This window comes from Sulfidibacter corallicola, from assembly GCF_017498545.1.
Lineage (GTDB): Bacteria > Acidobacteriota > Holophagae > Acanthopleuribacterales > Acanthopleuribacteraceae > Sulfidibacter > Sulfidibacter corallicola.
This window is the reverse complement of record NZ_CP071793.1, coordinates 9,743,887-9,757,955: the sequence shown is the minus strand read 5'-3', so window position 1 is coordinate 9,757,955 and position 14,069 is coordinate 9,743,887. Positions and strand designations below refer to the sequence as shown.

The window sequence follows — 14,069 nt, the reverse complement described above, 5'->3', positions numbered from 1 at the left end:
GCCACGACAATCGGGAGGGACCACGCATATGGATCTGGAACTCTTGGCCAAGGTGAATCCGATCCTGGAGCGGGCGCTGGACCGGGATCCGGCCGATCGGGTCGCTTTCCTGGACGAGGTCTGCAAGGACCAACCGCTCGTGCGCCATGCCGTCGAGGACCTGTTGCGGCTCAACACCACCGCCGACGCCTACCTCGAGATCACCCAGATGGTGCAATCGGAAATGGCGGCCCTGTTCGGCGAAGACGAGGGCGAACGCATCGGCCGTCGATTCGGTCCCTACCGCACCATCGCGGAGCTGGGTCGCGGGGGGATGGGCCGGGTCTACCTGGCCGAGCGCGACGACGGTCAGTATTCTCGCCAGGTGGCGCTCAAGCTCATGGCCCACGGCCTCCACACCGACCGGGACATCGAGTTGTTCCGCGGAGAGCTGTCGATTTTGGGCCGGCTCGATCACCCTCACATCGCCGCGCTCTACGACAGCGGAATCACACAAGACGGTCTGCCCTACTTCATCATGGAGTACCTGGATGCGCTCCCGCTCCACGTCTATGCCGACGAGCACCGGCTCTCCCCCCGCCAACGGCTGACACTGTTCCTGCAGATCTGCGACGCGGTGCAATACGCCCACGCCAACCTGGTCATCCATCGCGACATCAAGCCCACCAACATCCTCGTCACGGCCGACGGCCGGGCCAAGTTGCTTGACTTCGGGATCGCGCGGGTCTTGGGGGATCGCCAGGCCCAGGAAACCAGCGTCGTCGACAAGTTGATGACGCCCGAATTCGCCGCTCCGGAACAGTTGCTGGGGGGTCGCATCACGGTGGCGACCGATATCTACGCGCTGGGCGGTCTGCTTTACCGGCTGCTCACGGGGGCCAGGCCCATCGAGATCACCGGTCAGCCGACGTTCGACATGTTTCGCACCCTGGCCACGAGCGAGCCCCAGCCCGCCAGCCAATGCACCGTCTCGGCCCAGGTTGCCGCGGCCAGGAGCACCACGCCCAAAAAGCTGAAGACCTATCTCCAGGGAGATCTCGACTGCGTGCTGGCCAAGGCCTTGGCCAAATCACCGGCGGATCGCTACGCCTCCGTCGAGGCCTTCGCCCAGGATCTGCGCCACTTCTTGGCACAAGAACCCGTCGCGGCGCGTTCCCGGACCCTTCGGTACCGGACCGATCGGTTTCTGCGGCGCAACCGGGTCTTGGCCGGTGTCGGCGGCAGTTTTTTGCTGTTGATCCTGGGGTTTGCACTGGCCATGACGGCGCTTTGGAACCAGGCCCGCAACGAGCGCGACATCGCTCGGCGCGAAAAAGAGACCAACCGTCAGATCTCCGATTTTCTCATCGGCCTGTTCGAGACCTCCGATCCCGAAATCTCGCAGGGCCGCGAGGTTACGGCACGGGAGCTGTTGGAGCGCGGTCAGCGGACGATCCAGACCGAATTGGCCGATCAGCCCGATGTGCGCGCCAACATGTTGGCGGTGCTGGGCAAGGTTCATCATGCCTTGGGTCGGTATGGGGAGGCCGAGGCGTCGCTGCGCGAATGGCGCCAGTACCAGGAGTCGCAGGCTGCACCGCCCCCCGAGCTGGCCCAATCGATCGCGGAGCTCGCCAGTATCCAGTGCAAGCTCGGTCACTTCGAAGAGGCCGATCGGCTGACCCAAACCCTGGTTCGGTGGGTGCGTGCGGGCGAGATCGCCGATCCGCTTCAGGTCGCGGACCTGCTGGCGACCCGAAACTATTATTTGCGGGAGGTAGCCGAATACGAGGAAGCCCTCGTTTTGGCGGAGGAAGTGTTGACGTTGCGGCGCACCCACCTGGGGCCCGAGGCGATCCCCGTGGCCGAGGCGATGATGGTCGTGGGGAAGGTTCTCAACGCCCTGACCCGTCGCGACGAGGCCATCGAGCGATTCGACCGCGGCCTCGAAATCTATCGGGCCGCGGGGATGAGCCGACACCCCGGTTTTGTCTCGATGTTGAACCAGAAGGGCCTGACCTACCGCCAGTTGAACGACCTGGACCGCGCCGAATCCGCCTATCGCGAGGCATTGGCGATCGGGGAGACCTTGTTTCCCGAGCACCATCCCGAGCGCGCGACCGCCCAAAACAACCTGGCCACCATCTTGTCGGAGCGCGGTCAATACGAGGAAGCCGAACGCCTGATGCGCAGTGCGCTCGCCTCCTTTCGGGTATCGTTGGGCGAGGCCAACATGAAGACGGCCGGGGTGCTGAACAACCTGGGAGAACTCTACATGGACACTCAGCGATTCGAGGAAGGCACGCGGTTTTTGGCCGAGGCATTCGAGGTCGTCGAGAAGATCCATGGCCTGGATCATCCCACCGTCATCTCGGCCCTCTCCAACCGGGGCCTGGCCTATTACCACATGGGCCAAATCGACAAGGCGTTGGCGGACATGGATCGCGTCTTGGCGATTCGCGAGCGGGTATTGGGTCCCGATCATCCCGCCTTGATCAACTCCCTCAATTCGCTCGGTGCGATGGCGCTGAGAAAGCGGGACATGGACGGCGCCATTCAATACTTTCAGCGGGCCATCGACATCGGCGAGCGGATCGGCGCCACCCGCAACGCCGCGTTGATTCACGTCTACTCCGGGCTGGCCAATTGCCACTGGGTTTCCGGCGATGTGGCGGAGGCGGTGCGGATCCAACGCGAAGCCCTGCGACGCCAGGTCGAGCTGCTGGGGGAGGCGCATCCGATGACGCAGGTCTTCCGAACCTCGCTGGCCCAGATGTTGTTGGATCACGGCCGCATGTCCGAGGCGCAGCAAGTGATGGAACGCACCCTGCCCTTGCTCGAAAAGATCTACCCACCGACGCATTACCGCGTGCTCAAGCTCAAGGGGCTGAAGGGACAGTGTTACTACCGATTGGGACGTTTCGAGGAGGCGGAGTCACTCCTGGTCGAGGTGCACCGAGGCCTGGAGGCGGTGCCGATGGCGGGTCCCTTCCGCGAGAAGATCGGCGAGACGTTGGCCGAGCTCTACCAGGCAACCGGTCGGTCGGAGCTGGCGGCCAAGTACAGCCCCATCCGCTGAAGGCGCGCGCTCGCAAGCGACCCGCTTCGGTTCAGGTATGGCGATTCTCAACGACTTCTGCGGCAAATGAACTGGGTGATGGCTACCTGGATCCACCGCGTTGGTCGACTGTGGGTGAGTTGCTTGCGCAGTGGCACCTGCTTTTCTGTAAATTAGAAAAAAATCCAAAAAAGAATGAACCCGCTTGGTTGAACGGCCTTTTGTTATTCAAAACATCGCTCCAGCACGATTTCAGCGATGGAAAGGATACGTTATGAAACCGAGCACAAACGATCGTTCCGGTGATTTGCCCTACCTCGTGCGTCGATCCCTATCCGAAGGGCTCGACCTTTCCGAAATCCCGGATGCGTGGGTCGATGCGGTCGTCACCGGACAGGGGTCACGCACCGGTTTGCGTCAGGCCATGAAAGCGTGGAACCATTCCCGACCCCTCGCATTGATCCGTTTCGATGCGGACCGCATCGGAGGCTATGTTTTCGAGTCCTACAGTCCCCCGATCCTCTGTGGCGCTTCCGAATTGCTCAAAGGACTCAACGAACATATCCAGAATCACCCGCATTTCGGGCGATACGTGGTGTTCTCCAGCGGAGGTGAGGGGCTGCTTTTGGTGCCGAACCCCCTGGGCTCCACCCTCCCCGAAACGATATGCAGCCAAATCGAGAAACTGTTCGCCGAGACCACCGCGAGCGCACTCTCGGTGACGACCACTTTTTTGGAAGTGTCACCGCTCGATTTTGTAGGTGAACCAGCGACCCTTCGTTCCGAAGGTGATTATCGCCTCGTTTCAGGAACACAGGCGCTCATGGCACGCCTCCAGGACCAGCTCCGTTCGCTCAAGAACCGCAGTGGGATGAACGCTCCTCCGGTGATGGGAAAAGTGGCGCGTTGCAAATCTTGCGGGCTCCGAGCCGGCGAGGTCGAGGTTACCGAAAAATACGAGGGCAGCCTCTGTGGGCCGTGCCACCGTCGCTATGTCGTAGGTGCCAGGAGCATTCGGGGCGTGAGTGTCAATGACCTGCTCGATCCGGAAGATTCCTTGGGCGGAAAACCGCAATATATCGGGTTTATCTATGCGGACGGCAACGCGATGGGTCGTTTCTTCGGCAAACTCGAATGCCTTCGAGAGATCCGGGATGCGGCTCTTGCGGTGGCCGAATTATTCGAAAAGGTGGATCAGCGCGTCAAATCATACTTCGCCCATCAAAAAGGAGAAGAACGAGCTGGTAATTCACTTCCCTTGAGCCTGTTAGGGGGCGGTGACGAGAAAATCTGGATGCTTCCCGCCGAGATGGCCGTGGACGTCTGTTGCCAGATTCCTGCATGGTTGACAGATCATACTTCTTCTACCCTGCGCGGGCTGCTGCGAAGGAATGGCATCGAAGGGCTATCGGTTGGCATCGGGTTGGTCCTGTGCAACAGCAAATATCCCGTTCGTTACCAATACGACTTGGCCAGGTCCCTTCAAGCGAGTGCCAAACGGCGCTACTACGCCCAACCCGATGCCTGTATCTCAGCCCTGGACTTCGAGGTCGTCACCAATGACGGCTTTTTCGGTCACGATTTCGACGCGACTCGAAACATGGCCACGCGCACGGCCGACCCGCATTTCTTTGGCACGAATCGCCCCTACACCCTGGATGAATTTGGCCAATGCATCGACATGGTGCGCCATGGACTTTCGAAGTTGTCCAAATCTCAATTGGTTGGGTTGCAAAAAGGGACTGCGGATGGAAAAGACGTTTTCCTGAATTACGCCTGCTATCAAATCGCCCGAAATCGATCTAGCTATTCCGCTCTGTTCGAAGCAAGGGGATTCGATCGTGAAGGTTTCGCCGATTTGGAGAGCTTCCTGGTCAGCCGACAGCCTCATTTGGGTGAAAACGCGTGGGGAACCTGGGTCGGCGATGTCGTGCAATTGCTGCCCTTCCTCACGAACGAAGCAACTCGGAAAGGAGTCAACCATGGTCCAGCTCGACATTGAATTGCACGGATTCCTGATGATTGCCGGGGGAAAGTGTGCCGATGGCGAAGCGAACCGCACCACGATTCACCGCCGGATCCAAGGTTTGGATGTGCCTTACATCCCTGGAACGGCCCTGCGTGGTGCGATTCGTATCCAAACGGAAGCGCTGTTGCGGGGGGCTGGACTTGACATCAGTCCACCTCTGATTCGGGCCGCAGACATAGGGGGATCCGAGTCTTTCGACAAAATGGCTGCAGCGGACGCCGAGCCGTCGCACCCCACCGATCTGGTGGCGCGACTCTTTGGAAATAGCCCAGTTGACGGTGATTTGGAGAACTCCCATCAGGGGCGGCTCCGTTTTACGGATGCGCTTCCCGTCGATCCCAAAGAGGCTGCGGCGCGTATGCGGACGCGTGCCGGCGTAACGCTGGACGCCTACACCGGCAGTGCCGAAACACGCAAGTTGTTCTTCAACCATGAGGTCGGAGCATCGCGCGAACCACTGCTGTTTCGTGCCACGTTGGAACACGAGGGGTTGACCAATGATGAATTGCGCATTTTGCGAGCCGCGGTCACTTCGACCGGTGCCATCGGTGGAAGCAAGGGCACGGGCGGCGGGCAAGTCACCATCCATTGGATCGACGCAGAGGAATCCTCGAACAGGGTCAACCATTGGTCGGATAGGGGATACCGCAACGATCCCTCGACCAGCTCGCGGGCTCTGATCACCTGTACCATGTTGGAACCTGCCTGTTTCGGCAAAGGCAGGCCCATTGGGAACCACCACGCGACCCATACTTTCATTCATGGTTCGACTTTGCGGGGAGCCATTGCCTGGGCTCTGCTCGACGGGAAACGGACCACAGCAGAATCGGATGAATTCACACAACTCTTTTTGCAGGATCCGGCTCGTTTTGGTGATGCGTTGCCGCTCGTCGATCCGACCCAGGGGGATTTGGACCATGAACCGAGCATTCGTCCCGCAACCGTCCGAGAGCTGCGTGTCTCGAGTCGTTCCGGTGTCAACCTAGCCAGGGATTTTTTGGTGGACGAACTGGCCAGAGTATTTGTGAACAGGGAACTGAAGGGTCGTGGTCGATGGCTGGCCCCAACTTGGGATCGATACCGGCCCGATTCGCTGCCAGCTCGCCGCGCACACGGTATCGTTCGACGGGCGCGAACCCGAGTGTCACTCAATCGCTTTTCAGGCACTGCCGAAAATCACCAATTATTCACCAAGGAACAGGTGGAGCCATGGATGGAAAACCCGTTCGGAACGAGAGAATCGGAGAGGCGTGTTTCCTTTCGCGCCACCATCTCAGGGCTTCGACCTTCGTCGGCTCGGCTTCTCGCCAAGGTGACCGAGGTGCCGGTGTACATCGGAGCCGGGCGCGCGCATGGCATGGGCCGCATGGCGATATCACTGGTGTTCCTAGGCGATGCACCATTTGGAGATCCGGCCGGCCAGGTTCGCCGGCTCACCAAGCGGGTCCGCAAGCGCTGCGGCCAACTGGCCGACAAAGTCGGTTTGGACAAGGCCAAAATCGCAAATCCGCGGATGCTCTTGGCTCTGGTGGCGCGTAGTGCATTCGTTTCAGAAGGTTCCGAGCAGCACCCCTTGCACCGCTGGCCCGAAGCCAGATTGACAACTCAATTTGTGAGCCGTGAAGTCGTCGGTGGCTACAACCAGAAACCAAAAAACGCGCGCACCGCGAATGAAGGTCCTCAGAAGACGCTTTTCTCCGCCATTGCCGCGGGCAGTGTCTACGTCTACGAGATCGAGCCCCAGGCCTTGGAAACCTTGGTTACAGAGGCGTTGCCCGTGGTGCGAAACGGTATCGGAAAAGCGACCGAGAGCGGTTGTGGAAGATTCGAATTATTCGAGGAGGTGTCATCGTGACTGTACGGTTGGAACCGGAGCTGAAACGGGAAATGGTTGGATGGGCCGAGGAAATCATCGACAGAGCGAAAGGTCATCGCAACCAGAAATCCCAGTTACAAAATTTACTTCAGATCACGACCGAGGAATCTGAACGCCTGGTTTTGAAAAACTACCTCGACTACCAGGCAGCGAGAAAGGAAACGGGACAATTTTGGGAGCCCATTCATGAGAAGGTGATTCAGAGATTCGGCGACATCGAGAAGGCACTGGTGGCAGCCGAGGCCAACACGCCCGAAACGCGAAGCTATGCGTTCCAGCACTTTTGCGGCTACATGATTCGACGCTATGTATTCGTATCCGAATCTATGCGAGACAAATCGTCGCACGGGCGTGGGCGCGGGAAGGGAGGTCGTCGATGAACCGACAAGCGTCGAATGTGGGACGTCACCACGCTGCAATCGGCAGAATCGTTCACTTCAAACTGCGGATCACCACCCGTAGCGGGTTGCATATCGGTGCGGGAAAGAATCAGGGCCTTTCGGGCAGCGATCTGCCCGTGATTCGCGATGCCGAGGGATGTGCCATGATTCCCGGATCCTCGTTGCGCGGCGTTTTACGGGCTGGGATCGAATCCTTGTGTGTCGGTTTGGGGCAGGCGAGTTATCCGGAACATAGGAACACGCGTGAGCGCGGAGATGGACCTCGTGGTTCCTACGATCTCGAGACCTTTCACGAATTGTGGGAGGAGCTGGATTTGGTGGAGCGCTTGTTCGGTGTGGCGTCTGGTGCGAGTTACGGTTCGCGGGTCCAGTTTTCGGATCTCATGAGTGTGGATCCCAGCCAATGTCGTCTCGAAATTCGCGACGGCGTTGCCATCGATCGCGAGACACGCACCGTGCGCGGTGCCGGCAAGTTCGACAAGGAAGTGGTGCAGGCCGGAGCCGTGTTTGAAGGCCGGATTCGCATGCTCAATCCCTCCGATGTCGAAATCGGCCTGATCGCTCAGAGCCTCTGGATGCTGGATGAAGGGTTCCTTCTCTTGGGGGGCAAGAAAGCCCGCGGTTTGGGATGGGTCGCTGTCTCGGTGGCATCGCTGGTGGATCAAACGGCTCGGGACATTTTGGCTGGACTTCCACCCAGCGACTCGAAGGCGTTTACTTCCGTCACCGAAACCTTCGACCTCCACCTCACCAAACTGCGCGAGGCGTTTGCTTCGACTTCGGAAAGGATGTAGCGCCATGTTCACCGATTTTCAAAACGGAGTGACCATCGATTTCACCCTAAAACCTCTGGGCCCCATTATTGTGCGTACCCAAAGGTCCAATCTCGAACCTGGCATTGCCGATGTCACCTTTCAACGTACCCGGCAAGGAGGCCGGGAAACGGTATTCTTGGCCGGATCCGGATTGAAGGGGGTGGTGCGCGCCCATTGCGAGCGGCTACTGAGGACTCATGGATTGCACGTCTGCGATCCGACCCGTCCGAATGAGCGGAACGCTTGTGGTTGCCGGGACCATCGAGAGGGACGTAACCGACCGGGAGCCGACCTGGGCGGACAGTGCCCGGCCTGCTTCACATTCGGCAGCCTAAACATGGCCGGTCGTTTTCGAATTGGAGATGCCCTTCCCACCGTGGATGGCTTCGAAGCCGCCAATCGGACCGAGGTTCGCACGGGTGTCGGCATCAGTCGAAAGAACGGTTCGGCCGTGCAGGGCGTGCTCTACGACTCGGAAGTGGTCGTCGACGGCAAGTTCGGCGTGCGTTTGAGCGGCGAGAATTTTTCCCTGTGGCAGGTGGGCCTGATCGGCCAAGCCCTACAGGATCTGGATGCGGGCTTTTACCAAATTGGCGGCTGCAAATCTCGCGGCATGGGCACGGTTCGCTTGGATGATTGGTCCGTTTCGTTTCGATTTCTCGATCGTGAAATCGGGAAACTCAGAGGGGTTGGAAATCGAGGGAAGAACCGCCGTACCTATCATCTACCGGACTGCGATGAAATGGATTGTGGCAATGCGGCCGAGGAGGAAAATCGCGGTTTTTTCCGCATGGTGAAATACCGTGGAGTGGCAGTCGATGATCTGTTCAATCGTTTGACCCGAAAAGCGTTGACCGAATTTCTGGAAGCCAGGAGGAAGTGACATGGGCATCGTTCATATTAGCCGCCCTTCTGAAGCCGGACCTGATCGTCGGGAAGATATTCCCTCCCACGACGTGTTTCGGGAAGATGCCATCTCGGGGCTATTGGAATTCATGTATGAGTCGCTTGGCGATGGTTTGGTCTCTCCTGGCAATGGCCGGTTGGAACTCACCGACCAGCCAAAAAGCGTGGCCCAAGGCGTGGCTCGCAGGAACCGGGAGCCGGTCATTCCCGGGTCCGGCATCAAGGGTGCGGTGCGTGGTCGATACGAATTGCTCTCACAGTCTTGCATCACCTTCGCTGGCAAATCCTGTCGGGGGCAATACTGCGAAGCCTGTGGCCTCTTCGGCACCATGGGAGTTCAGGGTAGGGTGAGCTTCACAGACGCGGTTCCCAAGGGAGAAATCTCTCGGATCGTTTCTCAGGTACCCATGCCGTGGAGCCATTCCGACATGCAAAAACAAAAGGCGTTTCGGCTCTACGACAGCCGGCCAGCCAACTACCCGACTCCGCGTGGCCAACCCGTCAAAATGCTGACCCGCGTCTTCTATCGCGGTTCTTTTTGCGGAACCATGCAACTGCGGAATGTTTTGCCCGAAGAACTGGGGCGCCTGTTGCTGGTCATGGGATTCGACAAGTCGTTGAACATGGTGGCTCCTCTAAGATTGGGCGGGGCCAAGTACGATGGTCACGGCGCGATGCGTCTCGTACCGCACACGTTGAGAACCCTGGGTCACCAGCGTGAATTCCTTGGCCAAACAGAGTGTCGGGAACGCTGTAGGTCCTGGATCATTTCGGCAATGGGCACCGCATGGCACCATCAATTCAAGCAGACCTTGGAAATAGTGAACCAGCTTACCAGCCACCAAGGAAGTGCGCCATGACCATGTCGCGACCGGCTTTGGTCCGAGAGGCCGCACAATTGGCCGAGAGGCTTCACTCTCGCGATACCTTGGTGTCGCGAAATCTTTTGCTTTCGATTGTCTCCGAGTTCGTCGCCAGTGGTGGAGAAGACGTTGCTGAAGAAAAAGCCAAACTGATCAAAACGCTGATATTGGTTGGAAAGGGGGTGGGTGGGCATCTTGATCGCAGTACGCGGTTTCGCAATCAATACAGTCTCGCCGTCAAGGTTCTGGTCGAGGTCTTGAATCGAGACGACCTGGAATACCAGGATCTCTGCCGGCTTTTCGGCTGGACGGGTCGCATGTTGCTGGTGCGGGATAAGCTGCGAAGGGATCAAGAATCAAGCGGCGGGACACACACCGTTCGCAAAAGGCCTCCATCCAAACCGGAGGTTCGAGCCACCCAAATCAAACCTGGCGACATGGCCACCCTGCTAGACCTGAAAAAGAAACTCGACCGTCGGTGACTCGGTTGTTTCCATAGGGATCCGCCTCTTCTCCAAAATTGAACCGCACCCAGTTCGCCAATCATGACCAACCCCTTTTTCTCGAAGCACTTTTTTCGGGATTGGGATCATTCTGCCCTCAGCCGAAACCTCGACAACATATACAGGAGATGGAGATGAACGTCAGGAATACGAAATCTGTGTTTCTCAGTTACTCGCACAAGGATAGCGGGGAGGTTGAACTGTTCGAGCTGGCGCTTCGCCGCCGTGGCATCCCTCTTTGGCGGGATCGAGACAACCTTCTGCGCGGCCGCGTCACCGCCCATGAAATCGGAAAAGCTTGTGAAGAGGCCGCGGGCTTCGTGTTTTATTTGAGCCAAGAAGCTGCGCGAAGCGAATGGGTTCGTGATCGGGAGTTGGAAGATGCATTGAGTGCGGCCCGCCGAAATCCGAGCTTGGGAATCGTTCCCGTATTTCGCGACGATCTCGAGACGATTCGAACAGTATTGGATGAGCCGGGAACCAACATGGGGTTGGAAGTCAGCAACCGCGCAGGCGCGGTGATCGACCCCAGAAAAATGAAAGACGGTCGCATGCTCGCCGAGTTGGATCGGGCCGCTGACGATGTTTTCGCTTCGTTTCTACATACTTTGAAGGAGACGAACCCTTCCGGAGGAGTGCTACGCCTGGGCGCAGCCACACGTGGCGGACCCGCGCTGCGGGGGCATGCCTTGGATCTGATCCTCGATTGGACCGTCGATTTCGGCGATACTCAAAACCAACCGCCGAATCCTACGCAGTGCGATCGCTTCCTAAAACCCGCTCTACGAACTTTATGCAAGGGAATCAACAAATATTGGGCCGGTCACAGGATTCGAATAGTTCCCCATTGCCACCTTTCCATGGCGCTGGCCTTGGGCTTTCAATTTGGCCGCAATTCTGGCTATGAGCTCGAAGTCGTCGATCCTTATACGAAGGAAGTGTGGGTTGGACCGCGGAAACGGCAGCGTGGACTTCCGGAGGCTTGGGACTGTCGCCAATTTGAAAGCCAAGAAAACGAGAATGGCGATGTTGTGGTTGCCGTGTGTGTTTCGCGGGCGATCGATACGGTCAGGACCGGGATCGAAAATTGGATCAATCACAATGGTATCGAGGTGAGCGTATCCCGATACTACGAACCGACTGGTGGTACTAGCCACAACGCATTGACGGGGCGGCATCGCGATGAACCTCATCGCATGGCCGTGGCCATTGTCGACGAACTGGACGAAACCAGAAAAAGGTACCCGAATTCCAAGATTCACTTCTTCCTCGTCGGGCCACCTGGATTCGCAATTCTAATCGGCCAGCAATTACCCAACGTGGGTGCCGTCCATACTTACGAGTGGGTGACAGAAACCAACGACTATCGTCCTTGTTTCGAGCTGCGGGATTCATAGTGGTGGTTTTCCCTTCTAGGAATTCGTGTAGGGAGGTGGGCTCTGATGCGAGTTGGGTCACACCGGTGATTGTTCCCTCATTTTTCCGAAGAGCTTTCAGGCCCATGGATGGGTGCGGCAAGCTCCTCGGGATTGTGATTGTTGCCTTATGGACTGTAGTAACGAGGTGGGAAAATGAAAGCTCTGCAAGTCGTGATCGAAATTCAAAAGGAATCAAATAGCGCACTCTCTGTTCACTTGAGTGCCGATGGTAAGACCCTGATCCGGCCTTTTCAGCCACCGTTCCTGATCCGTGAATTGCAAACAATCCTGCCCCATCTAGGCATGAAGCATTTTTCACCCGATGCTCGAGGAATCGAGCCGAAAGCAGAGGAAGATTTGGGGCCATGGTTCGTGGAAATCGCCGAGCGAATAGGCTTGCATTCTGTGAGCGAGTTTCGCTCTCTTTGCAATACCCCCAGTGGAAGGCAGCGAATCATTGGCTGGATGCTTTACTCCAGTATATTCCAGGATGAAGCTCATCAATTCGTAGACCGGATTCTGGCCGAAAATCAACAGGTTCTGTTTTGCTTTCGGATCGACCCATATAATCCCGATCTCCTGGATGTGGATAAGCTGCCCTGGGAATTGATGTGGCGCCCCCGTGACACCCATCCCCTTGCGCGGACCAACCATGCAATCGTTCGCGCCAATCCTCATCGTCAGTCGTTTCGGCAGGTGCAAGAGCTACCGACGCGTCTCGAAATCTTGGCCATAATTGCTGAGCCTTCGGATGAGGACTGTTTCGGTGCGGATCGGTTCAAGCGGGAATTACGAGAGGCGGTACCTTCCGAAATCGCCAACCTCCATTTTCTCGAGCCACCCACCGCCCAAAACTTGCGCGACCATCTCAAGGAACGACCCGTTCACGTTCTCCAATTTATCGGGCATGGCGGGGTCGATGGCAAAACGGGAGAATGGTCGCTTTGCTTCGAAGATGAGGAGGGAAGGAGTGATTACGTAACCGGTGCCCGTTTGGCCAACATGTGTGACGATCCCTATCACGCGCCACGATTGGTGAACCTGATTTCCTGTGAAGGCGCCAGACTACAGTATGGAGATGGGTACAATCCCTTCAATGGCGTGGCACGGAATATGGTCCTTGGCGGCACCCCCGCTGTGGTGGCCATGCAATACCAGATCAGCTACGATGCCGCGCGGACCTTTTCCCGGGTGTTCTTCCGTCGAATTGGATGTGGGGACGCGATTGACGAGGCGGTTCGGGAGTCTCGTGTAGCCATCCTCAATCGATCGCCCAACACCCTTGCTTGGGCCAATCCCGTGTTGTTTCTCGATCCAGATCACGCTCAACTCTTCCGCGATAGGCAACATCTTCATTTTCAGATAGCAGGAAAGCCATCGCGCCTGCCACCCGGCCCGCACTTCGATCCCGAGCGATTGATCTGCCCCGATTTCTTCACACCAAGGCTTGGCGGAGCGGAAAAGGGTCTTTCGGGCCCGTTAGACCTGGTCGACGAGCTGATTGCATACAAACGACGAGACGAGCATGCTCGATTGTCGCTCTTCGTTTCTGGGATTTCCGTACCTTCGATTTGGCTGACCACGGGTTTCCTGTTCCGAGATGTACCCAAACGGGTCTTTCTACGAGAAAAGGAAATCCACGACAAAGAGGATATCATCAGCCTAGGGCCGGCCTCTCCGATGGGCAGCGATATCGTCACCATGCGAGCGGACGAACCGACAGATCGAGCAGCGGTCTTCGTGGCACTCCGGCGGCCCTCGAACCCGAAGAAATTGGGATTGGCGATGGGGCTCGAATTTGACTCCTACACTTTTGTGCTTCCAAGAGGACAAATAGATCGACATGAGGCTGCTTGTCCCGAGATCGCAATCGGCTTGGCTCGGGCACTTGGGCAATGTTTGCTGCGGCTCCTGAACGAGTTGGGTGACTTCGAAATCCATCTCTTCGTCTCCCTACCTCCAGAAGTCTCGTTTTTCCTGGGAGGCGAGCTGGGCGAAATTGCACCGGATTTCATCCACTCGATCCATCAAGGGCAGGTGGGGGCCACGATTGCGCTTGGTCACCGTCTGAAACCCTAAAAACAACAATCGAGAGCTGTGAGTGCCGGGGCGAAGGTAACCCTTTGGGTCCCTTCTTCCCGGACTTTCATTCGGCTCGGCTGGGGTCCAACCGGTGTCGGGCCTCTGGCTTTTGCCGGGAAGGGATGCCGGGGGAAGCGGG

At 57.8% G+C, this 14,069-nt stretch carries 10 protein-coding genes; all 10 read left to right on the top strand.

The window, feature by feature from the left end; translation table 11 throughout:
* Window positions 1–28: 28 nt before the first annotated feature.
* The 10 genes from J3U87_RS29585 to J3U87_RS29540 all read left to right on the top strand — a co-directional run bounded on the left by J3U87_RS29585 (window position 29) and on the right by J3U87_RS29540 (window position 13,927).
* Window positions 29–3,058 (top strand): serine/threonine-protein kinase, encoded by a 3,030-nt coding sequence (locus tag J3U87_RS29585; protein ID WP_237379399.1) that lies wholly within the window; start codon window positions 29–31, stop codon window positions 3,056–3,058.
* 184 nt (window positions 3,059–3,242) lie between these two features.
* Entirely contained in the window at window positions 3,243–5,039 is a 1,797-nt protein-coding gene (locus tag J3U87_RS29580; protein ID WP_237379398.1) for a hypothetical protein, read from the top strand.
* Window positions 5,020–6,921, top strand: coding sequence for an RAMP superfamily CRISPR-associated protein (locus J3U87_RS29575; protein ID WP_237379397.1), 1,902 nt, complete (start codon window positions 5,020–5,022; stop codon window positions 6,919–6,921). The genes J3U87_RS29580 and J3U87_RS29575 overlap by 20 nt, the downstream gene beginning before the upstream one ends.
* An 8-nt stretch (window positions 6,922–6,929) precedes the next feature.
* On the top strand, window positions 6,930–7,322 hold the full coding sequence (locus tag J3U87_RS29570) for a hypothetical protein (RefSeq protein WP_237379396.1): 393 nt from the start codon (window positions 6,930–6,932) through the stop codon (window positions 7,320–7,322).
* Entirely contained in the window at window positions 7,319–8,137 is an 819-nt protein-coding gene (gene csx7, locus J3U87_RS29565; protein ID WP_237379395.1) for a type III CRISPR-associated RAMP protein Csx7, read from the top strand. Before J3U87_RS29570 ends, csx7 begins: the two co-directional genes overlap by 4 nt.
* Before the next feature lie 4 nt (window positions 8,138–8,141).
* Window positions 8,142–9,041, top strand: a complete 900-nt coding sequence (locus J3U87_RS29560; protein WP_237379394.1) for an RAMP superfamily CRISPR-associated protein — start codon at window positions 8,142–8,144, stop codon at window positions 9,039–9,041.
* 1 nt (window position 9,042) lies between these two features.
* Window positions 9,043–9,924, top strand: coding sequence for an RAMP superfamily CRISPR-associated protein (locus J3U87_RS29555; RefSeq protein WP_237379393.1), 882 nt, complete (start codon window positions 9,043–9,045; stop codon window positions 9,922–9,924).
* Window positions 9,852–10,409: a hypothetical protein gene (locus J3U87_RS29550; protein ID WP_237379392.1), complete on the top strand. Its 558-nt coding sequence runs from the start codon at window positions 9,852–9,854 to the stop codon at window positions 10,407–10,409. The genes J3U87_RS29555 and J3U87_RS29550 overlap by 73 nt, the downstream gene beginning before the upstream one ends.
* Window positions 10,410–10,564: 155 nt before the next feature.
* Entirely contained in the window at window positions 10,565–11,827 is a 1,263-nt protein-coding gene (locus J3U87_RS29545) for an SAVED domain-containing protein (RefSeq protein WP_237379391.1), read from the top strand.
* A gap of 174 nt (window positions 11,828–12,001) precedes the next feature.
* A complete protein-coding gene (locus tag J3U87_RS29540) occupies window positions 12,002–13,927 on the top strand; it encodes a CHAT domain-containing protein (protein WP_237379390.1) in 1,926 nt (641 codons plus the stop codon).
* Window positions 13,928–14,069 lie beyond the last annotated feature (142 nt).